Annotated in this window: 27 protein-coding genes; 12 read left to right on the top strand and 15 right to left on the bottom strand. The window is 64.4% G+C overall.

Going from position 1 to position 26,235, the window contains the following annotated elements:
* The first annotated feature begins 42 nt into the window (after positions 1-42).
* Positions 43-786 (top strand): SDR family oxidoreductase, encoded by a 744-nt coding sequence (locus ACKWRH_RS20620; protein WP_445222086.1) that lies wholly within the window; start codon positions 43-45, stop codon positions 784-786.
* Between the two features lie 50 nt (positions 787-836).
* Positions 837-1,250, top strand: coding sequence for a cupin domain-containing protein (locus ACKWRH_RS20615; RefSeq protein WP_445222085.1), 414 nt, complete (start codon positions 837-839; stop codon positions 1,248-1,250).
* Positions 1,251-1,260: 10 nt separating this feature from the next.
* Here ACKWRH_RS20615 and ACKWRH_RS20610 read toward each other — a convergent pair whose 3' ends face one another.
* From ACKWRH_RS20610 to ACKWRH_RS20585, 6 genes are read right to left on the bottom strand one after another with little or no spacing between them, the layout of a single operon-like run.
* Entirely contained in the window at positions 1,261-2,265 is a 1,005-nt protein-coding gene (locus ACKWRH_RS20610; protein ID WP_445222084.1) for a 4-hydroxythreonine-4-phosphate dehydrogenase PdxA, read from the bottom strand.
* Positions 2,262-3,800 (bottom strand): tripartite tricarboxylate transporter permease, encoded by a 1,539-nt coding sequence (locus tag ACKWRH_RS20605; protein ID WP_445222083.1) that lies wholly within the window; start codon positions 3,798-3,800, stop codon positions 2,262-2,264. The genes ACKWRH_RS20610 and ACKWRH_RS20605 overlap by 4 nt, the downstream gene beginning before the upstream one ends.
* Before the next feature lie 11 nt (positions 3,801-3,811).
* Complete coding sequence (locus ACKWRH_RS20600; protein WP_445222082.1) at positions 3,812-4,294, bottom strand: tripartite tricarboxylate transporter TctB family protein; 483 nt, start codon at positions 4,292-4,294, stop codon at positions 3,812-3,814.
* A gap of 21 nt (positions 4,295-4,315) precedes the next feature.
* Entirely contained in the window at positions 4,316-5,308 is a 993-nt protein-coding gene (locus ACKWRH_RS20595) for a Bug family tripartite tricarboxylate transporter substrate binding protein (protein ID WP_445222081.1), read from the bottom strand.
* A 49-nt stretch (positions 5,309-5,357) separates the two neighbouring features.
* Positions 5,358-6,617: a CaiB/BaiF CoA transferase family protein gene (locus tag ACKWRH_RS20590; protein WP_445222080.1), complete on the bottom strand. Its 1,260-nt coding sequence runs from the start codon at positions 6,615-6,617 to the stop codon at positions 5,358-5,360.
* Positions 6,618-6,626: 9 nt separating this feature from the next.
* Entirely contained in the window at positions 6,627-7,421 is a 795-nt protein-coding gene (locus ACKWRH_RS20585) for an enoyl-CoA hydratase/isomerase family protein (RefSeq protein ID WP_445222079.1), read from the bottom strand.
* A gap of 119 nt (positions 7,422-7,540) precedes the next feature.
* Between ACKWRH_RS20585 and ACKWRH_RS20580 the strand changes: the two genes are divergently transcribed.
* From ACKWRH_RS20580 to ACKWRH_RS20560, 5 genes are all read left to right on the top strand, one after another.
* Positions 7,541-8,206: a GntR family transcriptional regulator gene (locus tag ACKWRH_RS20580; protein WP_445222078.1), complete on the top strand. Its 666-nt coding sequence runs from the start codon at positions 7,541-7,543 to the stop codon at positions 8,204-8,206.
* Between the two features lie 110 nt (positions 8,207-8,316).
* A complete protein-coding gene (locus tag ACKWRH_RS20575) occupies positions 8,317-8,799 on the top strand; it encodes a bleomycin resistance protein (protein ID WP_445222077.1) in 483 nt (160 codons plus the stop codon).
* Between the two features lie 128 nt (positions 8,800-8,927).
* A complete protein-coding gene (locus ACKWRH_RS20570) occupies positions 8,928-9,899 on the top strand; it encodes an MBL fold metallo-hydrolase (RefSeq protein ID WP_445222076.1) in 972 nt (323 codons plus the stop codon).
* A gap of 242 nt (positions 9,900-10,141) precedes the next feature.
* On the top strand, positions 10,142-10,828 hold the full coding sequence (locus ACKWRH_RS20565) for an alpha/beta fold hydrolase (protein ID WP_445222075.1): 687 nt from the start codon (positions 10,142-10,144) through the stop codon (positions 10,826-10,828).
* 239 nt (positions 10,829-11,067) lie between these two features.
* On the top strand, positions 11,068-11,226 hold the full coding sequence (locus tag ACKWRH_RS20560) for a hypothetical protein (RefSeq protein WP_445222074.1): 159 nt from the start codon (positions 11,068-11,070) through the stop codon (positions 11,224-11,226).
* Positions 11,227-11,234: 8 nt separating this feature from the next.
* On the opposite strand, the gene ACKWRH_RS20555 is transcribed toward ACKWRH_RS20560, so the two are convergent.
* The 6 genes from ACKWRH_RS20555 to ACKWRH_RS20530 all read right to left on the bottom strand — a co-directional run bounded on the left by ACKWRH_RS20555 (position 11,235) and on the right by ACKWRH_RS20530 (position 17,262).
* Positions 11,235-12,128 carry a LysR family transcriptional regulator gene (locus ACKWRH_RS20555; RefSeq protein WP_445222449.1) on the bottom strand — a complete coding sequence of 298 codons (894 nt, stop codon included), beginning with the start codon at positions 12,126-12,128 and terminating at the stop codon, positions 11,235-11,237.
* A 75-nt stretch (positions 12,129-12,203) separates the two neighbouring features.
* Positions 12,204-12,923, bottom strand: a complete 720-nt coding sequence (locus ACKWRH_RS20550; RefSeq protein WP_445222073.1) for a haloacid dehalogenase type II — start codon at positions 12,921-12,923, stop codon at positions 12,204-12,206.
* A gap of 126 nt (positions 12,924-13,049) precedes the next feature.
* Entirely contained in the window at positions 13,050-14,051 is a 1,002-nt protein-coding gene (gene glpX, locus ACKWRH_RS20545) for a class II fructose-bisphosphatase (RefSeq protein ID WP_028153063.1), read from the bottom strand.
* 158 nt (positions 14,052-14,209) lie between these two features.
* Positions 14,210-15,526 carry a homoserine dehydrogenase gene (locus ACKWRH_RS20540; protein WP_028161279.1) on the bottom strand — a complete coding sequence of 439 codons (1,317 nt, stop codon included), beginning with the start codon at positions 15,524-15,526 and terminating at the stop codon, positions 14,210-14,212.
* 30 nt (positions 15,527-15,556) lie between these two features.
* Complete coding sequence (locus ACKWRH_RS20535; RefSeq protein ID WP_014495524.1) at positions 15,557-16,777, bottom strand: LL-diaminopimelate aminotransferase; 1,221 nt, start codon at positions 16,775-16,777, stop codon at positions 15,557-15,559.
* Positions 16,778-16,986: 209 nt separating this feature from the next.
* A complete protein-coding gene (locus ACKWRH_RS20530; protein ID WP_445222072.1) occupies positions 16,987-17,262 on the bottom strand; it encodes a hypothetical protein in 276 nt (91 codons plus the stop codon).
* Positions 17,263-17,515: 253 nt separating this feature from the next.
* On the opposite strand from ACKWRH_RS20530, the gene ACKWRH_RS20525 reads away from it, so the two are divergent.
* The 3 genes from ACKWRH_RS20525 to ACKWRH_RS20515 all read left to right on the top strand — a co-directional run bounded on the left by ACKWRH_RS20525 (position 17,516) and on the right by ACKWRH_RS20515 (position 20,218).
* Positions 17,516-19,321 (top strand): PHA/PHB synthase family protein, encoded by a 1,806-nt coding sequence (locus ACKWRH_RS20525; RefSeq protein ID WP_445222071.1) that lies wholly within the window; start codon positions 17,516-17,518, stop codon positions 19,319-19,321.
* Positions 19,322-19,384: 63 nt separating this feature from the next.
* Positions 19,385-19,783: an MAPEG family protein gene (locus tag ACKWRH_RS20520; protein WP_445222070.1), complete on the top strand. Its 399-nt coding sequence runs from the start codon at positions 19,385-19,387 to the stop codon at positions 19,781-19,783.
* Between the two features lie 84 nt (positions 19,784-19,867).
* The gene (locus ACKWRH_RS20515) at positions 19,868-20,218 is read left to right on the top strand and encodes a hypothetical protein (protein ID WP_445222069.1); all 351 of its coding nucleotides are present in this window, start codon (positions 19,868-19,870) and stop codon (positions 20,216-20,218) included.
* Positions 20,219-20,301: 83 nt separating this feature from the next.
* On the opposite strand, the gene argC is transcribed toward ACKWRH_RS20515, so the two are convergent.
* The gene (gene argC, locus ACKWRH_RS20510) at positions 20,302-21,285 is read right to left on the bottom strand and encodes an N-acetyl-gamma-glutamyl-phosphate reductase (protein ID WP_445222068.1); all 984 of its coding nucleotides are present in this window, start codon (positions 21,283-21,285) and stop codon (positions 20,302-20,304) included.
* The gene (locus tag ACKWRH_RS20505; RefSeq protein WP_445222067.1) at positions 21,282-21,950 is read right to left on the bottom strand and encodes an FMN-binding negative transcriptional regulator; all 669 of its coding nucleotides are present in this window, start codon (positions 21,948-21,950) and stop codon (positions 21,282-21,284) included. The genes argC and ACKWRH_RS20505 overlap by 4 nt, the downstream gene beginning before the upstream one ends.
* 392 nt (positions 21,951-22,342) lie before the next feature.
* Between ACKWRH_RS20505 and ACKWRH_RS20500 the strand changes: the two genes are divergently transcribed.
* A complete protein-coding gene (locus ACKWRH_RS20500) occupies positions 22,343-23,344 on the top strand; it encodes an MBL fold metallo-hydrolase (RefSeq protein WP_028153053.1) in 1,002 nt (333 codons plus the stop codon).
* Between the two features lie 40 nt (positions 23,345-23,384).
* On the opposite strand, the gene ACKWRH_RS20495 is transcribed toward ACKWRH_RS20500, so the two are convergent.
* Positions 23,385-23,915 carry a DedA family protein gene (locus ACKWRH_RS20495; protein ID WP_445222066.1) on the bottom strand — a complete coding sequence of 177 codons (531 nt, stop codon included), beginning with the start codon at positions 23,913-23,915 and terminating at the stop codon, positions 23,385-23,387.
* Between the two features lie 271 nt (positions 23,916-24,186).
* On the opposite strand from ACKWRH_RS20495, the gene parE reads away from it, so the two are divergent.
* Positions 24,187-26,232: a DNA topoisomerase IV subunit B gene (gene parE / locus ACKWRH_RS20490; RefSeq protein WP_445222065.1), complete on the top strand. Its 2,046-nt coding sequence runs from the start codon at positions 24,187-24,189 to the stop codon at positions 26,230-26,232.
* The last annotated feature ends 3 nt before the right edge of the window (positions 26,233-26,235 follow it).

The following is a 26,235-nucleotide window of genomic DNA, read 5'->3' as shown; positions in this document are numbered from 1 at the left end:
ACCTGGATCACTCACGCTCGTCGCATGCCGAGGAGACATGCCATGAAGATCGTCGTGATCGGCGGGACCGGATTGATCGGATCCAAGCTCGTGACGAAGTTGAAACAACACGGCCACGAGGCTGTTGCAGCCTCGCCGAAATCAGGCGTGAACGCCGTGACCGGGGAAGGCCTCGCAGCAGCGCTGGCTGGCGCGGATGTCGTGGTCGACGTTGCCAACGCGCCGTCCTGGGAGCCCGCCGCCGTGCTCGATTTCTTCCAGCGCTCGAGCACAAACCTCGTCGCGGCAGAGGCAGCCGCGGGCGTGAAGCACCACGTGGCGCTGTCGATCGTGGGGACCGAACGATCGCCCGACAACGCCTATTTTCGGGCCAAGCTCGCCCAGGAGACCATCATCAAATCCTCTTCGGTCCCCTACTCCATCGTTCGTGCCACCCAGTTCTTCGAATTCCTCGGCGCCATTGCCGAAACGGCTGTGGTCGAAGGAAAGATCGTCGTCCCGTCCGCACTGTTTCAGCCGATCGCCGCCGAAGACGTGGCTGATCGCCTCGCGGAGGTCGCCATGCGCCGGCCGCTCAACGGCACCATCGATATCGCAGGACCCGAGAAGGCCCCCTTCAATGAATTCATTGCGCGGCGCCTGAAGGCGTCCGGCGACGCCCGACCGGTGGTGGGAGACCCGAAGGCACCGTACTACGGCGCCCCCATCGACGACACATCACTGAACCCGCTCGGCGAGGCGCGGCTTGGAAAAACGCCGCTCGCAACGTGGCTCGCAGGGCTCTGAGGATCCGCCAGACCTTCCATCACGACAACCACTGCAATGAAGGAGATCCCATGCGCAGATTGCTGATCGCAACGGCGGTTTATGCCGCATCAGTCCTGACGGGTCATGCGGCCGAACCGGCACCTCTGGCCAAGGTGACGGTCGTGTTCGACCGGGCGCTGCCGAACGTCCCAGGCAAGAGCATGAAGGGCGTGCTGGTCGAGTATGGTCCCGGAGGGTCCTCACCGGCCCACATGCATCCGCCCTCCGCATTCATCTATGCGACCATCCTGGAAGGAGCGATCCGCAGTCAGGTCAATGACGAGCCCGCCAAGGTCTATCGCAAAGGAGAGAATTTCTTCGAAAAGCCCGGCGACCGTCACGCCATAAGCGCGAATGCCAGCGATACCGAACCTGCGAAGCTGCTGGCCGTGTTCGTGGTGGATTCAGCAGACAAGGAGCTGGTCACGCCGATCACGAAGTAGCGCCGCCTCGTCACGTAGCGCGGCGCGCGGCCATCTCCGCGGCGAGCAGCAACGCGGCGCGGCTGGCGCCGATCGACGCGATGCCTTGCCCTGCGATGTCGTAGGCGGTGCCGTGCGCGGGCGTGCAGATCGGGAACGGGAAGCCGCCGAGCAGGGTCACCCCGCGATCGAAGCCCATCAGCTTCATCGCGATCTGGCCCTGGTCATGGTACATCGTCAGCACCGCATCGAAGGCGCCGCCCTTGGCGCGCAGGAACACGGTGTCGGCGGGAAACGGTCCCTCTACGGCAATGCCGTCGCGCTGACCGGCCTCGACCACGGGGGCAATGATTTCGATCTCTTCGCGTCCGAAATTGCCGCCATCGCCGGCGTGCGGGTTCAATCCGGCGACCGCGATGCGCGGTCGCGGAACACCGGCGTTGCGCATGCAAGCATCCGTCAGCTTCAGCGCACGATGGATGCGTTCGCTGGACAGGTTTGCCGCGACATCCTTTAGCGGAATGTGCGAGGTGACCCGCGCATTCCAGAGTTCGCCAAGCACGTTGAACTCGCTTGCAGGTGTCTTGAGCCCGACGACTTCGGCCGAGAATGCGATCTCGTCGTCATATTCGGCGCGGGCGAGGCGCATCGCCTGCTTGTTGAAGGGGGTGAAGCAGACGGCGTCGGCGCGGCCATCGCGGCCGAGTTCAAGCGCGCGCCGGTAATTGGCCAGCGCGAATTGTCCGCCGGCAAGGGTCGCGGTCTTCGGCTGGATTTCCTTAGGGTCTAGGTGGCCGAGATCGACGAACAGCGCATCGCCCCTCGCTGAGCGAAGGTCAGCCCCTTGCTGCACCATGGTCATATCAGGCTTGACGCCGGCGACGCGCGCGCCCTCGTCGAAGATGCGGCGGTCGCCGATCACGACGATCCGGCAGCTCGCGCGGATGTCGTCCTCCGCCACGAGCTTTGCCGTCAGCTCCGGGCTGATGCCGGCGGGATCTCCCATCGCCAGTGCAATGAGCGGCTTTGCGGTCATATGATCACCTTCTCCTGAGCAGTCGTCTCATTGGCGGGCGGCGCAGGCTTGCGAAACAGGCGCGCAAGCTGGAGCACAAGCGGAAGCAGCAGCAGCGCGATGCCGGCCACGATCAGGCACGTCACCAGCTTGTTCGCAAAGAAGATCCCGAGCGATCCCTTCGACATCAGCATCGATTGCCGAAATGCATCCTCGGCCTTGTCGCCGATGACGATCGCGAGCACGAGCGGCGCCAGCGGATAGAACAGCTTCTTGAAGAGATAGCCGACCATTCCGAAGCCGAGCATCATGACCACGTCGAGATAGGAGTTCGACACCGAATAGGCGCCGACGACGCAGATGATCACGATCAGGGGCGCGATCACCACGAAGGGAATCCGCATCAAGGCGGCGAAGACGGGGACGGTCAGCAACACCAGCGCGACGGCGACGATGTTGCCGACATACATCGAGGCAATCAGGCCCCAGACAAAGTCCTTCTGGTCGACGAACAGCATGGGTCCGGGATTGAGGCCCCAGATCATCAGTCCGCCCATCATGACGGCGGCGGTCGCCGAGCCGGGAATGCCGAGCGAAAGCATCGGCAGCAGCGCGCTGGTGCCGGCGGCATGATCGGCCGTCTCCGGCGAGATGATGCCTTCGACCTCGCCCGTGCCAAAGTACCGGCCGCGGCGCGAGAAGCGGCGGGCGATGCCGTAGCTCATGAAGGACGCCGCCGTCGGGCCGCCCGGCGTGATCCCCATCCAGCATCCAATCGCGGCACTCCGCAGCAATGCAACGCTGTGGCGCGGCAGGCGGCCGACAGCACGAAGCACCTCGCGCCAGTCGATCTTCGAGGAGACCGCGCGGGCATGAAACTCCTCCTCGACCGCAACCAGCAGCTCGCCGATGCCGAACAGGCCCATCACCGCGACGACGAAGTTCACGCCCTTGACCAGCTCGTCGATGCCCATGGTGAGGCGGACGCTGCCGGACACGGTGTCGATGCCGATGGCGGCGATCGCAAAGCCGATCGCCAGCGCCACGACGGTCTTGATCGGCGCCGCGCCGCCCATGCCGACGAAGCTCGCAAAGGCGAGGAAATAGACCGCAAAATATTCCGGCGGCCCGAAGGCGAGCGCGACCTGCGCCACCCAGGACGCGAGGAAGGTGATCAGGATGACGCCGATCAGCGCGCCGAACGCCGCCGAGCCGAAGGCAGTCGCCAGCGCCGTCGTCGGCCTGCCGTCACGCGCCATCGGGTAGCCGTCGAAGGTGGTCGCGACCGACGACGGCTCGCCCGGAATGTTGAACAGGATCGAGGTGACCGAGCCGCCGAACAGTGCCCCCCAATACATGCTGGAGAGCAGAATGATCGCCGAGACCGGCTGCATGCCGAAGGTCAGCGGCAGCAGCAGCGACACCCCGTTCGGCGCGCCCAGCCCCGGCAGCACGCCGACGAGAATGCCGAGCAGCACGCCGACCACCATCAGCGCCAGATGCGGCACGGTAACCGCGATGGTGAAGCCGTGCAGGAGTTCTCCGAGATTATCCATCGGCCCCGCCCTCAGAAGCCGAATGCGGCGGCCAGCGCGCCATGCGGCAGGCTGACCTGAAACATGCGCTCGAACACGACGTAGAGGGCGAGCGTCGTCGCCGCCGCCATCGCCAGCGCACGTGGCACGGATTGATGCCGCGGGATCGCAAGCACCGCGAAGACATACAGGACCGAGGCGATGTACATCCCGGCCAGCGGGATCGCGGCAACGAAGATCGCGGCGGGCACGAACAGGCCGGCAAGCCGGCGCAGCTCGATCGGCGTGATCGCGATGGGGACATTTGCAAGCGTCGCAGCCGGCAGCACGCCCCGCACCAGATTGTAGAGGCTTCCGAGCACGATGATGATGCCGGTCAGGAACGGGAACGTGCCGGCGTCGACGCCCGCGCTCGACCAGCCGATGCCGTTGTCGAGGCTGGAGACGACGACGGCCGCACCAAAGCTGCCGGTGAGGATTGCGGTCGCAAGTTCAAGGGCGCGGCGCGATATCATGATGGTGCGGGACCTTCCGCTTTACTTGACCAGCCAGCCCTGCTCGCCCGCGACCTGTTTGACGTGCTCGAGGTCCTCCTTGATGAACTTGTCGAACTCGGCCCCGGTCAGGAACGTGTCGACCTGGGAGGTCTTCTCGATGTAGTCCTTCCATTCAGTCGTCGCCTGCACCTTCTTCATCAAGTCGACGTAGTACGCGGCCTGCTCCGGCGTGACCTTGCCGGGCAGCCACACCGTGCGCGGCTGCTCGTATTGCGTGATGTCGAGACCCTGCTCGACGCAGGTCGGAACGTCGCCCCAGCCTTCGGTCGCTGTGACCTTGGCGCCCGGCGCCAGGCGTTTCGGGCTGAACACGCAAAGCGGGCGCTGCGTTCCACCGCGCCATTGCCCGAGGCTTTCGCTGGGATTGTTGACGTGGGAATCGAGATGTCCGCCGGCGAGTTGCACCGCTGTCTCCGCGCCGCTCTTGAACGGGATGTAGGTCAGCTTGACGTGACCGGCCTTCTCGATCATGCGGGTCAGCACCTCGTCGGTGTCCTTTGACTGCGCGCCGCCCATCTTGAATTCGCCGGATGCGGCCGCCTTCAGATAGTCACCCGCCGTCTTGTAGGGCGCGTCCTGCTTGACCCAGAGCAGGAACTCATCCTGCGCCATCGCCGCGATCGGGGTGAGATCGGTATAGTTGAAGGCGACCTTGGAGACGAGCGGCTGCTGCCAGGCATTCGAGGTGCCGAAGATCACCTTGTAGGGATCGCCGGCGGAGGCCTTGCCGTAGACATAGCCTTCCGCGCCGCTGCCGCCGCCCTTGTTGACGACGACGATCGGCTGCTCCGTCAGCTTGTACTTGGTGATGATGTTCTGCACCGCGCGGGCGAGATTGTCGGTGCCGCCGCCCGGCCCTGCCGTGGCCACGAACTCGATCGGCTTTTGCGGTTGCCAGGCGGCGAGCGCCGGCATGGTGCCGGCGAGTACGGCCGCAGCCGCGGATAGCAGAAGCTTCGACGTCCCACCCATGATTTCCTCCAGCTTTTATGTTTTGTTGTTTTGTTCTACCGACGTCCGGTCAGGCGACGCGTTCCTCGCGCCTCGCTTTGCCCAAGACAATTGCGCCTTCTTTCTCGAGCGCTTCGATCTGCTTCTGGTCGAACCCGTGCTCGGCCAAAACCTCGCTTGTGTGCTCACCATAGACCGGCGCGCCCGACAGCACTTTGCCTGGGGTCTCCGAAAACTTGACGGGAAGCCCGATCGTCTTCACTGGCCCGAGCGTGGAGTGCTCGACCTGGACAACCATCTCGCGCGCCAGCGTCTGCGGATCGCTGAGCGCCTCCAGCATGTCGTGCACGGGTCCGCACGGCACGCCCTTTTCGTCCAGCGCCGCGAGCCAATACGCCCGCGACTGGGTGCGGAAACGCTCGCTCAGGACCGCCTCGAGTTCCTTCAGGTTCGCCATGCGGTCGGCCCCGGTGACGAAGCGCGGATCGGCGGCCAGTTCGCTTGCGCCAAGCGCTTCCAGCATCAACAGCCAATGCTTCTTGTTGGCGCCGCCGACCACCAGCCAGCCGTCCGAGGCCTCAAAAGCCTGGTATGGCGCGTTGAGCGGATGGGCCGAACCCATCGCGCGCGGCGCGGTGCCTGCGGCCAGCGCGATCGTGGACTGCCAGTAGGTCTGCACCAGCGCCGCCTCATAGAGCGACGTCTCGACCCACTGCCCCTCGCCGGTCTTGAGGCGATGCGTATAAGCGGCGAGGATACCCATGCTCGCGAGCAGGCCGGCGGTGATGTCGGACAGCGGCGGGCCACACTTCACCGGCGGCCCATCGGGGCGTTCGCCCGTAAAGCTCATGATGCCGCTCATCGCCTGCGCGACGAGGTCAAATCCCCGGCGGTGCTTGTAGGGACCGGTGCGGCCGAAGCCCGACAGCGAGCAGTAGATCAGTGTCGGATGCTGCTTGTGCAGGTCTTCGTAGCCGAAGCCGAGGCGTTCCATGGCCCCTGGCGCAAAGTTCTCGACCAGCACGTCAGCGCCCGCGATCAGCCGCCTCAGCACCGCTTTGCCGCCTTCGGTCTTGAGGTCCAGCACGATGCCGCGCTTGTTGCGGTTCATCATCAGAAAGGATGCCGCCTCCTCGCCGATCTTCGGCGGCACGGAGTGACGGGTGTCGTCGCCGTTCGGCGATTTCTCGATCTTGATGACGTCGGCGCCCATGTCGGCGAGCATCAGGGTGCAGGTCGGCCCCGCCATGACATGGGTGAGATCGATGACCTTGAGGCCGGCAAGCGGCCCCGGACGGCCGGAGTTGGATTGCGATCTATCGCTTTGCATCGGGGCGTCCTATTGGCCGCGCCACTGCGGCGCGCGCTTGTTGAGGAAAGCATCGAGCCCTTCGCGAAAATCCTGGCTCGTGTAGCACATCAGGATGAGGTCTTCCCCCTCGTCCCGCGTCAGTCGCCTTTGCAAACGGGCCACGGCCTGCTTGGTCGCGGTCAATGTCAGCGGGGCGTGGCTGGCCAAGAGCCGGGCAAGTTCATCGGCGCGCTTGTCGAGCGCTGCGAGGTCATCGACGAGCTCGCCGAGCAGCCCGACGCTTGCGGCTTCGGTGGCGTCAATGAGGCGCGCGGTGAAGATCAGATCCTTGACGCGCGCAGCGCCGATCAGCGCGGTGAGACGGCTGACATTGGACATCGACAGGCAATTGCCGAGGGTACGAGCGATGGGAAATCCGATCTTCGTGCTGGTCGTGCCTATGCGCAGGTCGCAGGCCGCGGCAATGCCCGCCCCTCCGCCCGTGCAGAACCCGTTGATCGCCGCGATCGTCGGCACGCGGCACTGCTCGAGCGTGGTGAGCACGCGATCGATCCGGTTCTCGTAGTCGATGGCGTCCTGGGGTGTCCTGAATTCGCGGAACTGGTTGATATCGGTGCCCGAGGCGAAAGCTTTGTCGCCGGCCCCGCGCAGCACCAGCACCTTGATCGAATGATCGTCGTTGGCCTCTTCGCAGATCGCCGCCAGCCGCTCGTACATGGCGAAGGTGAAGGCGTTGCGGGCCTGAGGACGGTTGAAGGTGATCCGCCCGATGCCGTCCCTGCATTCAAAAACGAGGTCGTCCGCCTCCGCCGCCAGGTCCATTTCCTCATGTCCTTCTGTTTTTTATACTTTTGAATGCAAAATTATGGATTTTCAAGCTGGAACTTCTGAGATAGTGGCGTATAACTTCATTTTTGAATTCAAATCGGAGCACTCGTCCCATGCTTCACGAGGAGGTCGTTGGGCGCATCCGCGCCATCCTGCTCGACGGTGAAATCCCGCCGGGCGCGCGGATTCCCGAGCGCGAGCTGTGCGACCGGCTCCAGATCTCGCGCACGCCGCTGCGCGAGGCGCTCAAGGTGCTCGCCGCCGAAGGGCTCGTGCAGCTCCTGCCCCATCGCGGCTCGCGCGCGGCCAAGCTGACCGACAAGGACATGCGCGACCTGTTCGAGGTCTGCCAGGGTCTCGAGGCGCTCGCCGGCGAGCTCGCCTGCGAGCGCATCAGTGACGCCGGGATCGGCGAAATCGCCGCCGCACATGACGACATGGTTCGGCATTATCGCGAGGGCGACCTGATCCAGTATTATCGCGGCAACCGCGCCATCCACGAAGCCATCGTCGCCGCAGCCGAAAATCCCGCGCTGACCGGGCTCTATGCCTCCGTGACCGCGCGCATCCGGCGCGCGCGCTATGTCACGCCGATGACGCCGCAGCGCTGGGCGTTCGCCGTGAAGGAGCACGAGGCGATCCTGAATGCGCTGCAGCGGCGCGATGGCGCCGGCCTCTCCCACATCCTGCGTGCGCATCTGCGCCACAAGCGCGAAGAGGTCTTGCAGGCGGGCTTTGCCGAAACGGAAGGAAACGACCTCGCGCTGCGGATCGCGTGAGGCGGGTTCGCCCGGCGAGCATTCGTTCGACCCATTCCGCGTCTGGCCTTCGCGCCGCTTCGCTGCGATAACCGCCCCGAAGATCGGTCATAAGATCAGGCAACGCCGCAATGAACAAACCGCTGCCCTCAGACCCCGTCGCTCGTGCGACCTCCGACAGCACGGGAAGCGCACCGAAAGGCGGCTTCGCCGATCTCGTTCCCGAACTCGGCGTTTCCAACATTCAATCCAGCCTTCCGTTTTGGCGTGACTTGCTCGGCTTCGAGCTCGCTTATGATCGCCCCGATGCGCGATTTGCGTATCTCGTCAGGGGGCGTTTGCAGGTCATGCTCTGCGAACTGAATGGACGCTGGGAGACGGCCGAGATGCAGCGGCCATTCGGACGCGGCGTCAATTTCCAGATGGTCGTCGATCGCATTGATCCCATGCTGAGGGCTCTCGGCGAAGCCAAATGGCCGCTCTACGAGCAGCCGAACGAAGCCTGGTATCGGGTCGGCGATCAGGAATTCGGCCAGCGTGAATTCCTCGTCCAGGATCCGGACGGTTACCTCGTGCGCTTCGTCGAGCGCCTGGGCACGCGCACGCCATCCTGACGCAAAAAGATTCGTCCAGTCCTGCCGCATCGCGCGATAAGGAGACACAATCGCGACACAGTCGTTGATTGCATTGCGATGGCGCGCGAACAGTTGCGCAAAACAAAAGACAAAGGCGGAGGAAACGCATGACTATCGATGTCTCACGTCGATCCCTGTTCGCATTGGGGGCTGGCCTTGGCGCCAGCGCAATGCTCGGCGGCAGCGCGCTTGCCCGCGCTCCCAAACTCGGCACCCAGCCCCCCTACTGGCACCGCTTCGAGCTCGGCGATGCCGAAGTCACCGTCGTGTCCGACGGACCGCTGCCGCTAGGCGATCCCTCCGGGACCTTCACCGGCGTTCCCAAGGAAGAGGTGAAGAAGATGCTGGCGGACAATTTCCTGTCGCCGGACAACGTCGTGCTGGAGCAGAACTCCCCGATCGTCAACACCGGCGACAAGCTCATCCTGTTCGATACCGGCATGGGCAGCTCCAAGATGTTCGGCGCGACCACCGGCCGGCAGCAGAAGAGCATGACAGAGGCCGGCATCAAGCCGACGGACATCGATGCCGTGGTCTGCTCGCATGCCCATATCGATCACATCGGGGGCATCGTGGACGACGGCGGCAAGCCGCTGTTTCCGAACGCGCAGATCTACATCTCCCAGACCGATTTCGACTTCTGGACCGACGAAGGCAAGCTTGGCAGCGCGGCCAAGGACTTCGTGGTACACGCCCGCAAGAACCTGCTGCCGGTCCGCGACCGCATCGTATTCTTCAAGGACGGCCAGGAATTCTTGCCCGGCGTGCAAGCGATCTCGGCGCCCGGTCATACCGTCGGCCACACCATCTTCATGGTCTCGTCGGCCGGCAAGTCCTTTGCCTTTCTCGGCGACCTCTCGCACCATTCCGTGCTGCTGCTGGAGCGGCCGCGGATGGAGTTCTCCTACGACACCGACCCGAAACAGGCGGCCGAGTCGCGCGTCAAGCTGCTGACGATGCTGGCGGCCAACAAGACCCCGGTGATGTCCTATCACTTCGCCTGGCCGGGCTACGGCCATGTCGCCAAGGCCGGTGACGGCTTCCATTACTATCCCGAACCGATGCAGATGACGTTGTAATCTTCGAGAACCGGTCCGGGCGGTGCACGCTGCCCGGACCATTGAACCGATGCACGCTCTCTGTCGTGTGGGGCGTATGCTGCATTCCGCTCTCGAGCCGAACCTGCTCAATTTCGCATTCGCCCGATTATCCTTGCGATCCTCTGTCAGCTGACGTGATCGCGCGTTAGACGTGAAGCTCCCCCGCTTCACGCTCCGCGAGCACCTCGGCTCGCCGTTGCGCAGCCAACGGAGACCATGTCATGACCAAACCAAGCATCGTTTTCGCGCACGGCCTCTGGGCTGACGGATCGTGCTTCGGCAAGCTGATCCCGGTGCTGCAAGCCGAAGGCCATGAGGTCATGGCGAGCCAGCACGGCCTCGATTCCCTCGCGACCGACGTCGCCTGCGTGACGGCGTGTTTTGGCCGTGTTCCCGGACCCGTGGTCCTCGTCGGCCACTCCTATGGCGGCACGCTGATCACGCACGCCGGCACCGATCCGCGGGTGGCCGCGCTGGTCTATATCGCGGCGCTCGCGCCCGCTGCCGACGAAACCTCGCAGAGCCAGATTGCAAAATTTCCGACGACGCAGGTGTTCGGCCACATCGACGCGCCGGCGGGCCGCGTCTGGCTCAAGCCAAGCGGCCTGACGCACTTTGCCGGCGACCTGCCCGAGGCCGAGCAGAAGCTGGTCTACGCGACGCAAGGGGCGCCGGTTGCGGATCTCCTGACCCAAAAGGTCGATGGCACCGCGTGGAACGCAAAACCGAGCTGGTACATCCTCGCCAGCAAGGACCAGACTGTTCACCCCGATCTGCAGCACTTCGTCTCGAAGCGCATGAACGCCACCGTGACCGAAGTGCCTTCGTCCCACGTCCCCATGCTGTCGAAGCCGGATGTGGTTTTGGACGTGATCCGTAAGGCAGCGAGTGCGATCGCGGCGAGGTGACATTGGCCGTCCAAGCCAATGTCGCTCTTCAAATCGGGTCCGGGCGCATGCCGTCCGGACCATTGGCCAAATACACACCAGACAATTTCTGCTTTTCTTAATATAGAATAATTCGATTATAACGGCCGATATTATTCGTTTGTCAAAATCGCTCTTCTGCGTAGCTTGAGCAGCGTGGCATCGCCGGTTGCCCGCGAAGGCCGCTTCCTGCAGACGCCTCACGCACAACAGGAGTGATCATGACGACGACATCACAGGGCGAAGCGTCATTCTTCCAACTGCTGCTCCGCTGGGTCACCTATCGGTTGGCACAAACGATGGCGGCGATCGCGCCGGTGCACCGCGCCAGTGAAATCGCGGCCGCAGCCGCGGCGAGCAACAACCCCTCGGGGGCGTAAACCAGCCATCAGCGGCGCTTGCGGGCGCCGCGCGCTGGCGTCTCCGTCACGCGCCGGCTCTGTTCGGCCGCGAGGTCGCGCATGATCGCTATCGCGCTCTGCACGTGGTCGTCGGGCTGGTCGACCGAATAGACGACATAGGCCGGCATCGAGAATTTCGGCGCCCCCACCACCAGGTGCAGCCGCCGCGCCTTCAGCAGCGGCTCGACGATCCGGTGCGCAAAATAGCCGGAGCCGCCGTTGGCGAGAACGTGCTGCAGCCCGAGCCAGCCGATATTGGCGGTCAGCGCAGGCCCCGCGAAATTGGGAAAGACGGCGCTGTGGCGGGCGTAGAATTCGGGCCCCCAGTCGACATAGACGTAGCCCTCCTGCGGCTCCGGATCGCTCCTGGGATTGGTCGAGACCAGCACCAGCTGCTCCTCGATCAGCAACTCGACCTTGAGGCCGGGGCGGCTTTGCGGGGTGTACATTACGCCGATGTCGATGCGTCCCTCGACCAGCCCCTGCATCAATTCGGGCTCAAGGGCGCTCTCGGCCCGGATGGAGATCTGCGGATTGGCCTCCTGCATACGCGGCACCCAAAGCAGCAGGAACTCCTCCCACAGGCCGATGCGGCCGCCGACCACCAGCGCCCCGCTAAAGCCCTTGGGGAGGCCGACGTCGTGGCGGGCCTGCTCGACGGTGCGAACAAGCGTCGAGGCATGGCGCTGAAATTGCCGCCCAGCCACCGTGAGCGTCGCGCCGGCCTTGTTGCGCACGAACAGCGTGCAGCCGAGCAGCTCCTCGAGCGAGTGGATCCGCGTGCTGACGGTGGACTGGCTGACGTGAAGTCGGTCGGCGGCGGTGATGAAATTGCCGGTCGCGACCACGGTCAGGAATGTACGCGCGAGCTCGGTATCCAGGGACGCACCTCACACATCGACATTGTCGATATGAAAGGCGCTGTCCTGAAGGATGTCAAACAGAAGCAGTGCCGCTCAGCAGCCGAGCTTGTCGGCAATCCCCCGAAAATCCTTCGCGACGATGTCCCAATTGCCGGCCGCCTCGAAATCGACCTTCTGAAGCGGGCCGTATTCGGTTGGCCGCGCCACGAACGCGGTCTTCAGCCCGTTCTTCTGCGCGGCGGCGAGATCGCCGTTGTGGGCGGCGACCATCATCACTTGCTCCGGTTTGAGGCCCAGCAGGCGCGCGGCGCCGAGATAGGTCTCGGGATCGGGCTTGTAGTGCTCGAACAGCTCGGCCGACATGATGAGGTCCCACGGCAGGCCCGCGAACTTCGCCATGTTGGTGAGCAGCGCGACGTTACCGTTCGACAGCGGCGAGATCACGAATTTCGACTTCAGCCGTGTGAGGCCGACGACGCTGTCGGGCCAAGGATTGAGGCGATGCCAGCCCTTGGTGAGATAGTCGAGATCGGCTTCGGTGAGGCCCTTGATCGAGAATTGCGCGACCAGCTTTTCCAGCGAGCGGCGGTGCAGATCGTCGAGCATGACGTAGCCGCGCTCAGGATGTTTGCGCACGTCGTCCATCGAGGCCATGTACATGCCGCGCCAGCCGTCGACCAAGGCGGTCCAGTCGGCGCTGATGCCGCGCTGCTTGCTCCACCACATGAAGTCGGTAATGAGGCTGGTGCGCCAGTCCACGACCGTGCCGAACACGTCGAAGACGAGGGCTTTGACGGCGGAGAGATCGGACATGGGCGCTTCCCCTGATTGTTCTTATTGTCATTCCGGGGCGATGTGTAGCATCGAGCCCGGAATCCAGAAGTTGTGGCGCGAGATTCCGGGTTCTCGCTTCGCGAGCCCCCGGAATGACGAAGCGCGTCAGCCCAGGTAAAACTTCTCCAACTGCCGGTGCTCGGCCTTGATGTAACGCACGGTACCGGTGACGGAACGCATCACGACCGTCTCGGTCTCGATCACGCCGTCCTTGCGGAACTTGACGCCCGACAGCAGCGAGCCGGTGGTGACGCCGGTGGCGGCGAACAGGCAGTCGCCGCGCGCCATGTCCTCGATGCCGTAGATCATCTTGGGATCGTTGACGCCCATCTTGGCGGCGCGCTCGCGCTTCTCGTCGGAATCCAGGATCAGGCGGCACTGCATCTGGCCGCCGATGCAGCGCAGCGCCACGGCCGCGAGCACGCCTTCCGGCGCGCCGCCGGTGCCGAGATACATGTCGACGCCGGTGTTATCAGGATCGGCGCAGTGGATCACGCCGGCCACGTCGCCGTCGGTGATGAGGCGCACGGCGGCGCCGGTCGAGCGCACGCTCTCGATGATGCTGGCATGGCGTGGACGGTCGAGCACGAGAACGGTGATGCCTTCCGGCTGGACGCCCTTGGCCTTGGCGAGGCGGCGGACGTTGTCAGCCGGCGTCGCATCGAGGTCGACGACACCCTTGTCGTAGCCCGGCCCGATCGCAAGCTTCTGCATGTAGACGTCGGGCGCGTGCAGCAGCGTGCCGCCGTCGGCCATCGCCATGGTGGCAATCGAGCCCGGCATGTTCTTGGCGCATAGCGTGGTGCCTTCGAGCGGGTCGACCGCGATGTCGACCTGCGGGCCGGCGTTCATGCCAACCTTCTCTCCGATGAACAGCATCGGCGCCTCGTCGCGCTCGCCCTCGCCGATCACGATGGTGCCCTCGATCGGCAGCTTGTTGAGCTCGCGCCGCATGGCGTCCACCGCGGCCTGGTCGGCCGCCTTCTCGTTGCCGTGCCCGCGCAGCCGCGCCGAAGACACCGCCGCCCGCTCCGTCACCCGCACGATCTCCAGCGTGAGGATGCGCTCGAGCAACGCGTGCGGCGGGACTGAAATATGGGTCGACATCGGCTAACTCCTTCGGATCAGTTTTGGACGGAAATCTCCGTCCGCATCAACTCGTAACACCCACAGTTCGTTCGAACCGTGTCTTATTGTTTGAGCATGACCTTTTTGTTTGAGCATGACCTTTCCGGAAAACCGCTTCACACTTTTCCGGGTCATGCTCAGTTCTTCTCGATCCGGATCACCTGCGGCCGTCCGCTGATCACCTTGTCCTTCTGCACGGCGGCGAGCGCGCGTCGCACGGCATCCTCGTGAGTTGCGTAGGTGATCAGGATGACCGGCACGGGCACCGCCTTGCCGTTCGCCGGCGCAGCGCCGCCATTGGGATGACGCTGCACGATCGACTCGATCGAAATCTTCTGCTCCGCGAGCCGGGTCGCGATCGCAGCCGCAGTGCCCGGGAAATCCCGCGCCAGCAGGCGGATATAGTAGCCGCCCTCGTGCCTCTCCATCGGCGCTTTCTTGGTGTCGCGCAGATGCGAGATCGGCCGCCCGAACGGATTGGCGCGGATGCCGCGCGCAACGTCGGCGATGTCGGCGACGACGGCGGATGCGGTCGCAGCACCGCCGGCGCCGGGGCCGACCAGCGTGATCGGAGGGATGCCCTCGCCATCGATCGTGACCGCATTGGTGACACCCATCACCTGCGCGATCGAGGAGGATTTTGGAACCATGGTCGGATGCACGCGCTGCTCGATGCCCTTGGCGGTGCGCACGGCAACACCGAGCAGCTTGAGCCGGTAACCGAGATCGTCGGCCGCGCGCAGATCTTCCGGCGCGATGGATGAGATACCTTCGACATACACCGCGCTTTGAGCAACTTTCGTGCCGAAGGCGAGGCTGGCGAGAATGGCAAGTTTTTGCGCGGTGTCGTGGCCATCGACGTCGAAGGACGGATTGGCCTCGGCGTAGCCGAGCCGCTGCGCATCCTTGAGGCATTCGGCGAAGGACAGGCCCTCCTGCTCCATCCGCGTCAGGATGTAATTGCAGGTGCCGTTGAGGATGCCGTAGACGCGGGTGACGCCGGTTCCGGCAAGCCCTTCGCGTAACGTTTTGATGACAGGGATCGCGGCTCCGACCGCTGCCTCGAAATTCAGCGCGCCGCCGTGCTTTTCGGCGGCCTTGGCAAGCTTCAGGCCGTGCTTGGCGAGCAGCGCCTTGTTGGCGGTGACGACCGACTTGCCCGCATTCAGTGCCGCTTCGACCGCAGAGAGAGCGGGATCACCGGCGCCGCCCATCAGCTCGACGAAGCAGTCGATGCCGGGATGCGTGGCGAGCGCCATCGGGTCCTTGGCCCATTCGACGCCGCGCAGGTCCACGCCGCGCTTCTTCGCCTTCGAACGCGCGGTGACGGCGACGACGCGAATGCCGCGGCCGCTGCGGCCCGAGAGCACGCGGGCCTGGGTCTCGATCAAACGGACAACTTCGGCGCCCACGGTGCCGAGCCCCGCTATGCCCACTTTCAGGGGTGCAACCATGATGCTTTAGAAAACCTGCCGAAGAGAAACTTAACGCCGATTGGCGAGCGGAACGACGTTGTGCAACGTTTCGATGCCGCTTTCAAGGAAGCGGCGCACGCCGCGCGCGGCCTGCCTGATCCGTTGCTCGTTTTCCACCATGGCGATGCGGACATATCCTTCACCGTGCTCGCCGAAGCCGACGCCGGGCGAGACCGCGACGCCGGATTTCTCCACCATCAGGGTTGCGAACTGCATGCTGCCGACGCTGCGGAAGGCCTCCGGCAGCGGCACCCAGGCGAACATCGACGCTTCCGGCGGCGGGATCTCCCAACCGGCGCGGCCGAATGACTCCACCAGCGCGTCGCGGCGCTTGCGGTAGGTGTCGCGCATCTCCTTGATGCAATCGTCGGGGCCGTTCAGCGCGGCGGTCGCGGCGACCTGCACCGGCGTGAAGGCGCCGTAGTCGAGGTAGGATTTGACGCGGGCGAGCGCGGCGATCACGCGGTCGTTGCCGACCGCAAAGCCCATGCGCCAGCCGGCCATCGAATAGGTCTTCGACATCGAGGTGAACTCGACGGTGACGTCGATCGCGCCGGGCACCTGGAGCACCGAGGGCGGCGGGTTGTTCTCGTCGAAATAGACTTCGGCATAGGCGAGATCGGACAGGATCAGGATCTCGTGCTTCTTCGCGAACGCGACGAGGTCCTTGTAGAAGTCGAGGCTCGCGACATAGGCGGTCGGGTTCGAGGGGTAGCAGACGACGAGCGCGAGCGGCTTCGGGATCGAATGCACGATCGCCCGTTCCACCGCCTCGAAGAATTGCGGCGTCGGCTCCGAGGGCACCGAGCGGATCACGCCGCCTGCCATCAGGAAGCCGAAGGCGTGAATCGGGTAGCTCGGGTTCGGACAGAGGATGACGTCGCCGGGCGCGGTGATCGCCTGCGCCACATTGGCAAAGCCCTCCTTCGAACCGAGTGTCGCGACGACCTGGGTGTCGGGATTGAGCTTCACGCCGAAGCGGCGGGCGTAATAAGCGGCCTGGGCCCGACGCAGCCCGGGGATGCCGCGGGAGGCCGAGTAGCGGTCGGTGCGTGGCTTGCCCAGCGTCTCCTTCAGCTTCTCCAGGACATGCGCCGGCGCCGGCAGGTCCGGATTGCCCATGCCGAGGTCGATGATGTCGGCGCCGGCATTCCGCGCGGCCGCCTTGGCCCGGTTGACCTGCTCGAACACGTAAGGCGGAAGGCGTCGGATGCGGTAAAACTCTTCCATGGCTCTCTGGGCTCCAGGCAACCGGTCAGGACAGAATCGACCGGCCATGACAGCCGCTCGGGAAAGCTCTCGCCCCCTCGCGAAAATCACTCAAAATCAAACGCTTAGAGCAATATTCGACGGCAGGAGCTGAAGTCGTTCGCCCTGACTCTCGGCTGAACTGAGGTCTTTTAGCACGGCATGGCGGGGGCGCCAGCGATTACGCCGCGTTACTTGGCGTCTTTTGCGGCAACCGATTGGCGGTCGCGCGCGGCGGCCAGCTCGGCTTCGATCTTGGCGCGCTGGTCCGGCGGGATGACGGCCTGATCACGATCCGGCGGCAGATCGTGCACCGGAAGGTAGGAGCCGGGCTCCCTGGGATGGGCCTGCGCGTCGGTGGGCGTATAGTCAGCCAGCTGACTCGAGCAGCCGCCCAAGGCAAGCGCCGCTATCAGCAGCGCGCCATAGATCGGCAGCGACTTTTGCAGGTCCCTCAACGCCAACACTTGGGAAATCCCCTACTCATCCCAACGCAAGGCTGCCGGAGCTTAACCCGACAACCTGCCCAAGTTCAAACCATTGCTGCCCACAAATGGTACGAGCGAGAATACTTCCAAGGCCCACTGCGGAAGAGGTGCACGCTGATTGTGACAAAACCAAGGGGCTTTGTCGCAGTGCAGCACATGTTGGAGCTTGTTTAACGCCAAACATGCGAGCTTCGCGGTGACGAATACGGAATGAATCGTTACTGTTCTGCTCATGAGTAGCGCCACGACCGACACACCCAGATCCGAAACGAAGTTCGATGCGGAAGCCTTCGCGATGAATGTCGCGCGGGCGATGGAGAGCGGCGGCAAGGCGCTCGCCGCGTATCTGAAGCCACGCGAGAGTGGCGAGGTGCAGGATCGCCCGCCGGCCGAGCTTACGGAAGTGGTCAAGACCTTCACGTCGGTCGCCGAATATTGGCTGTCGGATACATCCCGCGCGTCGGATCTGCAGACCAAGCTCGCCAAGGATTATCTCGCCCTCTGGGGCTCGGCGGCGCGCCGCATGGCTGGCCAGGACGCTTCACCCGCGATCGCGCCCTCGCCGCGCGACAAGCGCTTTGCCGATCCGGAATGGAAGTCGAACCAGTTCTTCGATTTCGTGATGCAGCTCTATCTGCTCACAGCCAAATGGGCGCAAGAGCTGGTGCAGGACGCCGAGCTCGATCCGCAGACCCGTCGCAAGGCGGAGTTCTACGTCCAGCAGGTCACCAATGCGATTTCGCCGTCGAACTTCGTGCTGACCAATCCGGAAGTGCTGCGCGAGACGGTGGCGAGCAGCGGCGACAATCTCGCGCGCGGCCTGAAGATGCTGGCCGAGGACATCGCGGCCGGCAAGGGCATGCTGAAGATCCGCCAGTCCAATCCGGACAACCTCGTCGTCGGCATCAACATGGCGACGACGCCGGGCAAGGTGATCTACCAGAACGAGATGATGCAGCTGATCCAGTATTCGCCGACCACGGAGAGCGTGCTGCGCACGCCGCTCCTGATCGTGCCGCCCTGGATCAACAAGTTCTACATCCTCGATCTCAAGCCGGAGAAATCCTACGTCAAGTGGTGCGTCGACCAGGGCATCACCGTGTTCGTGATCTCATGGGTCAATCCCGACAAGCGGCTCGGCAACAAGAGCTGGGAAGACTACATGAAGGAAGGCCCGCTCACGGCGATGGACGTGATCGAGAAGGTCACCGGCGAGATGAAGGTGCACACCGCCGGCTATTGCGTCGGCGGCACCATGCTCGCGACCACGCTGGCTTGGCTCGCCGAGAAGCGCCGCCAGCGCGTGGCGTCGGCGACGTTCTTCGCGGCGCAGGTCGACTTCACCCACGCCGGCGATCTCCTGGTGTTCGTCGACGAGGAGCAGATCGCGGCCCTCGAGCAGGACATGAAGGCGGCCGGCGTGCTCGAAGGCTCGAAGATGGCGATGGCCTTCAACATGCTGCGCTCCAACGATCTGATCTGGTCCTATGTCGTCAGCAACTATCTGAAGGGCCAGCAGCCGAGCGCGTTCGACCTGTTGCATTGGAATTCGGATGCGACGCGCATGACCGCGTCCAACCATTCCTATTACCTGCGCAACTGCTATCTGGAGAACCGGCTCTCCACCGGCACGATGGTGCTCGACAACACGCTGCTCGACCTCTCCAAGGTCAAGGTGCCGGTCTACAACCTCGCCACCCGCGAGGACCACATCGCGCCGGCGGAATCGGTGCTGTACGGCTCGCAGTTCTTCGGCGGCCCGGTGAAATACGTCCTGTCCGGCTCGGGCCACATCGCCGGCGTGGTCAACCCGCCCGCCTCGAACAAGTACCAGTACTGGACCAACGACAACGTCAAGGACGTCAACGTCGCCGAGTGGATGAAGGGCGCGGTGGAGCACAAGGGCTCGTGGTGGCCGGATTGGCGCGAATGGCTGGGCGGGCTCGATCCCGAGGAAGTCCCGGCGCGCGCGGTCGGCAGCGGGGCCCTGCCGCCGATCGAGGACGCGCCCGGCAGCTATGTCAGGGTTCGGGCATAGCGGACTCACCCGCGCTTTCGTATAGACTCGTTCTCAACGCAGCGACGACACAGGGGACGGACCATGACGCGCGAATTGTTCTGGCTGACACTGACGGTGATCCTGACCGGGATCCTCTGGATTCCCTACACCATCAACCGCTGCCAAATTCGAGGCCTCAGTGGCGCGCTGGCCAATCCCTCGCGCGGCGACAAGCCGCAGTCGGAGTGGGCGAACCGCCTGATGTTCGCGCATGACAACGCGGTCGAGAACCTCGTGCTCTTCGCGCCGCTGGTGCTGATCCTGAACGCGATCGACTATTCCTCGAAATGGACCGTGCTCGCCTGCGCGGTCTATTTCTGGTCGCGCGTCGCGCATCTGATCGTCTACGCGCTCGGCATCCCGGTGTTCCGCACGCTGGCGTTCACCGTCGGCTTCCTTGCCCAGGCCGTGCTGGCACTGGCGATCTTCAAGGTGTTTTGAAGTCGCAGCGTCCAGGGTCGCTGGACGCTATTGCAATCCAAAGATATCCTCGCACGGGGGTAACAACCGAAGCGGGAAATCCCGATGCGGATCCTTTTGCCAGTCCTCGCGGTGCTCGCGCTCGCCGGATCATGTCGCGAGGCCGGCGCGCAGACGCCATGTCCTGAACTGCCACGCCTGCGCAGCGAAGCTGTCGAAGCCGCAAAACCGATGGCGCGCGCCTTGATGTCGGATCGCTGCGACGCCTACATCCGGGCCTCGCGCGCCTGGAGCGCCGTGGTCGATTATGCGAACGACCATCGGGACGTCTGCGAAATCTCCGACCGCTTGCTCGGCGACCTCGAGATGTATCGCCGCGAGGCCGTGGCGGCCCGCAAGAATGTTTGCGCCGGCCGCCCTGTTCGACCGTTTCCAGCCGACATTGTTTCGCAGTGAGTGACGGCGCGTTGCGCCAGGCCCTGGCCTGCAGCGCATCGCTCCGAAGAAGCGTTGCGCTGCGCCCGGGGCACGAGGCTGCCCTACTCCTCCGGCAGCCCCAGCATCAGCCGCATGTTCTGCACGGCCGCACCCGAGGCGCCCTTGCCGAGATTGTCGAGCCGGGCGACCAGTACCGCCTGGTGGTATTTATCGCTGGCGAAGACGTGGAGCTCGAGCGTGTTGGTCTCGTTGAGCGCCTCCGGTTCGAGCTTGCCGCCCTTGGTCGCCTCGTTCTGGAACGGCATCACCGAGACATATTTCGAGCCGGCGTAACGCTTGGCCAGCGCGGCCTGAAGGTCCGCACCGCCGGGCTTGCCCGGCAGCGTGTCGAGCTGGAGCGGTACCGACACCAGCATGCCCTGCCGGTAGTTGGCGACCGAGGGAATGAAGATCGGCCGCCGCGTCAGTTTCGAATAGAGCTGCATCTCCGGCAGATGCTTGTGCTCGAAGCCGAGGCCGTAGAGCTCGAAGGACGGCGCGCTGCCGTCTTCGAAGCTCGCGATCATCGACTTGCCGCCGCCGGAATAGCCGCTCACCGCGTTGACGGTGACGGGATAATCGGGCGGCAACAGACCGGCATCGACGATCGGCCGCAGCAGCGCGATCGCGCCGGTCGGATAGCAGCCGGGATTGGAGACCTTCTTCGCGGCCTTGATCTTGGCGGCCTGGTCCGGCGTCAGTTCCGGAAAGCCGTAGGCCCAGTCGGGCGCGACCCGGTATGCGGTGGAAGCGTCGAGCACCTTCGGCGCTAAAGCGCCCATGCTGTCGACCAGCGCCACTGTTTCCTTCGCGGCATCGTCAGGCAGGCAGAGGATCACGAGATCGATCTCCTCCATCAGCGCCTTCTTGGCCGCGGGGTCCTTGCGCTTGTCGTCGGCGATCGTCTTCACGGTGACGTCGCTCTGGAGCTTCAGCCGCTCATTGATGCCGAGCCCGGTGGTGCCGGAGCCGCCGTCGACGAAGACGGTGGCGGGCTTCTTGGCCGCGCCGGTGGTCGGGGCCTTGGTGGTTTCGGTGAGGCTCATGGCGCGCTCCTTTCGAGCATGTTGGTTTCGTTCGCGAAGGCCTCCGGCCTCACGTCCTGCATCAATTGTGCGATCTCTCTGGCGTCGGCCGCGGGTTGCGCGCCGAGCGCGTTGGCGATCGCGGTATAGTCGGCGTCCGATTTGTGCTGGTTGAGCTTGAAGCTGCCTTCGACCTCTTCAACCGTCATGACCAGACCCACGATTCCCTTCTTCAGCGCCTCGAGCCGGCCCGCCGTCATCTTGCCCGACGTCCACGGCTTCTTCGGCAGCAGCCAATTCTCGAACTTGTCGCTGAGCGTGTCGATCTGCACCGCCAGCTCGTCGTCCGACAACAGCTTCACCGGCCCGCTCAGATGCACCGACTGGTAGAGCCAGGTCGGCACCTGATCCGGCGAGACGTACCAGTCGGGCGATACATAGGCATCGGGGCCGTTGACCGCGAGCAGCCAGGAGGTCGCGCCGTCCGCCAGCTTTAGCAGCGGATTGTGACGGGCGACATGAAAGGCGGCCTGCGGCGTGCCGTCAGCGGCGTAAGTCAGGTAGAACGGCAGCGGCGAGGCGACCGGCTTGTGGCCGTCAAAGGCGCACATCGTGCCGAAGCCGCGCTCCTCGGCGAATTTCAGGCTCGCAGCGCGGTCCTGCTTGAAAATGGGTGGCGTGTACATCGTGGTCTCCTGCTGGGCCTCCTTGGGGGGCCGCCGGATCAGATCGCGCTGACAGGAGAGAGAATGCCGCGGATCGGATCCAGCGGCAAAGACGATGATCTCAAACGCGATCGACCGCCCAAACCGCTAAAGAGCGGCGGCGGCGACGGGCGAACAGGATGGTCGCGGCGTTGATCATGGCGCGCGGCTATAAAGCCGGCGGGTTCCAGGGTCAAGTCCAAATCGATGGGGCGTGACGGCAGGATGCCGCACCTCGTGACGGCAGGATGCCGCACGGATGTCATCGGGTAGCAGCGGAATTTCCCCTAAGCTTGGGGGTTCCCGAGAAAGAAAGGCGCCACAACCCCGCCGGTCCGTGCCTTTCGTTCGCAACCCAGCCCCAGGACATCGCCATGACCGAGATCACTCGTCGCGCAACGCTAGCCGGCGCCGCCGCCTCGGCGCTCCTGCCCTTCGTGAAGACCTCGCCCGCGAGCGCCGCCGCGCCCCCGGCAGCGACCCAGAATGCGAGCTTCTACCGCTACAATGTCGGCACCCACCAGATCACTGTGGTCTGCGACGGCGTCGCGACCGTCAACCTGACGGACAATTACGCGGCCGGCGCCAGCAAGGACGACATCAACAAGATCTTCGCCGAGAACCATCTGCCGACCGACAAGGTCACCCACACCTTCAATCCGGTCGTCGTGAACACCGGGCCGAAGCTCGTCGTGATCGACACCGGTCTCGGGCCCGACCAGTTCACGCAGACCAAGGGCAAGGTCGGCCAGTTCCACAACAACCTTGCGGCGGCCAGCATCGACCGCGCGGCAGTCGACACCGTCATCATCTCGCACTTCCACGGCGACCACATCAACGGCCTGCTCGCGGCCGAGAACAAGCCGGCCTTCCCCAACGCCGAAATCATGGTTCCGGCAGTGGAATGGAAGTTCTGGATGGATGACGGCGAGATGAGCAAGGGGACTGGCAATCCGATCCTTGAGAGCAACTTCAAGAATATCCGACGTGTGTTCGATGCGCTCGGCCGCAAGGTCACGCAATACGAGTCCGGCAAGGAAGTCGCGCCCGGCATCACCTCGGTGGCGAGCCCGGGCCACACGCCGGGACACAACTCCTTCATCGTCGCGTCCGGCGCGGAAAAGGTACTTGTGCAGGTCGACATCACCGCAGGCGCAGCCTTCCTGTTCGTGAAGCATCCTGAATGGAACATCGCCTCCGACGTCGACAAGCCGCTGGCGCAAGAGACGCGGCGGAAGCTCTACGACATGGCGATTGCCGAGAAGATGCCGATCCAGGCCTTCCATGCCGCCTTCCCGGGTCTCGTCCGCGTCGAGAAGGAGAAGGATGGTTCGGGCTATCGCTGGATTCCGTCGATCTGGAACGCCTCGCTCTAGGCTCTGCCGTACGTGCTGACCGGGCGGCCGAGCTGCCCGGTCAGATCAGGCGCCAGATCCATTCCATGACCTTCGCGATCACGTCGCCGAACAGCAGCAGCGCCGCGGACCAGACCAGCGCCGAGACGAAATTGGCGGCCTGAAAACTCCAATAGGGCATCTCGAAAATGCCGGCTGCGAGCGGCACCGAGGCGCGCAAGGGTCCGAAGAAACGGCCAATGAAGATGCTGGGCACGCCCCAGCTCCGCACGAAGGCTTCGCCCCTGGGCAGCAGTTCCGGGTAGCGCGACAGCGGCCACATCTGCGCGACCTGCTCCTTGTAGCGATAGCCGAACCAGTACGAGACCCAGTCGCCGAGCGCAGCACCGATGCCGCCGGCGATCCAGACCGGATAGAAGCTGATGCCGCTTGCCCCGATCAGCGCGCCGATCGCAACCAGCGCCCCCCAGGCCGGGATCAGCAGCGAGATGAAGGCCAGCGACTCGCCAAAGGCGAGCAGGAACACGATTGGAGCCGCCCAGGCCTGGTGAGCGCGCACGAAATCGGCCAGTGCGTGCGCGTACTGCTCCATTCCAGATTGCCTTCCCGCCCCGTCACGGTCCTGTCAGATAAAAGGACTGGTAAGCCAAGGACTTGTGTGACATCAAGTCACAAAGCCGGGCCTGAGCCGGGACCAGGTGTCAAATTGCCGGGAATTGGTGGGCCCTGCGGCGTAAAATCGCCGGGATTGGCTCCCACCCACACCCGTCCGGCGGACCTGCGGTGACCTCTGCAGGCCAGCCGTGGCATAGTCGGCCGAACCGATTCGCCGCCATCGCGGCCATCAAAGTGCATCAAAATATATGTCCAAGCAGTTGAAGCCAAAAGCAAAAGACGATTTTTTCGGCGGCGATGAGCCGAAGTCGCGGGCGCCCGCCAAGACGGCGTCGCGCGGAACCGGCGGCGAAGCCGACTACACTGCGGCCGATATCGAGGTGCTCGAAGGCCTGGAACCGGTGCGCCGCCGGCCCGGCATGTATATCGGCGGCACCGACGAGAAGGCGCTGCATCACCTCTTCGCCGAAGTCATCGACAACTCGATGGACGAGGCGCTGGCCGGGCACGCGACCTTCATCGGAGTCGAGCTCAGCGCCGATGGGTTCCTGACCGTCACCGACAACGGCCGCGGCATCCCGATCGATCCGCATCCGAAGTTCCCGAAGAAGTCTGCGCTCGAAGTCATCATGTGCACGCTACATTCGGGCGGCAAGTTCGACTCCAAGGTCTACGAGACGTCCGGCGGTCTGCACGGTGTCGGCATCTCCGTGGTGAACGCCCTCTCCTCGTTGCTCGAGGTCGAGGTCGCACGCAGCCAGAAACTCTACCGCATGACGTTCGAGCGCGGGCACCCGAAGGGCAAGCTCGAGGATCTCGGCAAGGTCAACAACCGCCGCGGCACCCGCGTGCGCTTCAAGCCCGACACTGACATCTTCGGCGCCAAGGCCGCGTTCAAGCCGCAGCGCCTGTTCAAGATGACGCGCTCGAAGGCCTATCTGTTCGGCGGCGTCGAGATCCGCTGGAATTGCGCACCCGAGCTCTTGAAGGGGGTCGAGGACGTGCCGGCGGAAGCGACCTTCCACTTCCCCGGCGGCCTCAAGGATTACCTCGCCGCTGCGATCCACGCCGACACGCTGGTGCATCCCGACATCTTCTCGGGCAAATCGGGCCGCAACGGCGCGCATGGCGCCTGCGAATGGGCTGTCGCCTGGACCGCGGATGCCGACGGCTTCCTGTCCTCCTACACCAACACCGTGCCGACGCCCGATGGCGGCACGCACGAATCCGGCCTGCGCAGCGCGCTGCTGCGCGGCCTGAAGGATCACGCCGAGCGCGTCGGTCAGGGCAAGCGCGCGTCATCCATTACGTCGGAAGACGTGATGGTGGGCGCGGCCGTGATGCTGTCGGTGTTCGTGCGCGAGCCCGAATTCCAGGGCCAGACCAAGGATCGTCTCGCCACCGCCGAAGCGCAGCGCATCGTCGAACAGGCGATGAAGGATCCGTTCGACCACTGGCTGTCGGGCAATCCGAACATGGCCAACCGGCTGCTCGACTTCGTGATCGACCGCGCCGAGGAGCGGTTGCGCCGCCGCCAGGAAAAGGAAACGGCACGCAAGACCGCCGGCAAGAAGCTGCGCCTGCCCGGCAAGCTCGCCGACTGCACCGACGCCGGCACCGAGGGCTCCGAGCTCTTCATCGTCGAGGGTGACTCGGCAGGCGGCAGCGCCAAGCAGGCCCGTGATCGCAAGACGCAAGCAGTGCTGCCGCTGCGCGGCAAGATCCTCAACGTCGCCTCGGCCGGCAAGGACAAGCTGACGGCGAACGCGCAGCTCTCCGACCTCGTGCAGGCGATCGGTTGCGGCCAGCTTTTGCAATATCGCGAAGAGGATCTGCGCTATCAGCGCATCATCATCATGACCGACGCCGACGTCGACGGCGCCCACATCGCCTCGCTCCTGATCACCTTCTTCTACCGGCAGATGCCGCGGCTGATCGACGAGGGCCACCTCTTCCTCGCGGTGCCGCCGCTCTACAAGCTGACCCATGGCACGAAGTCGATCTACGCCCGCGACGACGCGCACAAGGAGGCGCTGATCAAGAGCGAGTTCAACGCCAACGCCAAGGTCGAGGTGAACCGCTTCAAAGGCCTCGGCGAGATGATGCCGGCGCAGCTCAAGGAAACCACCATGGATCCGCGCAAGCGGACGCTGCTCAAGGTGGTGTTGCTCGCCGACGACCGCGACACCACGGCGGATTCGGTGGAGCGGCTGATGGGCACCAGGGCCGAGGCGCGCTTCGCATTCATCTCGGACAAGGCGGAGTTCGCGAGCGAGGAGCTGCTGGACGTCTGAGGC

Source organism: Bradyrhizobium sp. Pa8, assembly GCF_052588265.1.
This window is presented reverse-complemented; position numbering and strand designations above follow the sequence as displayed.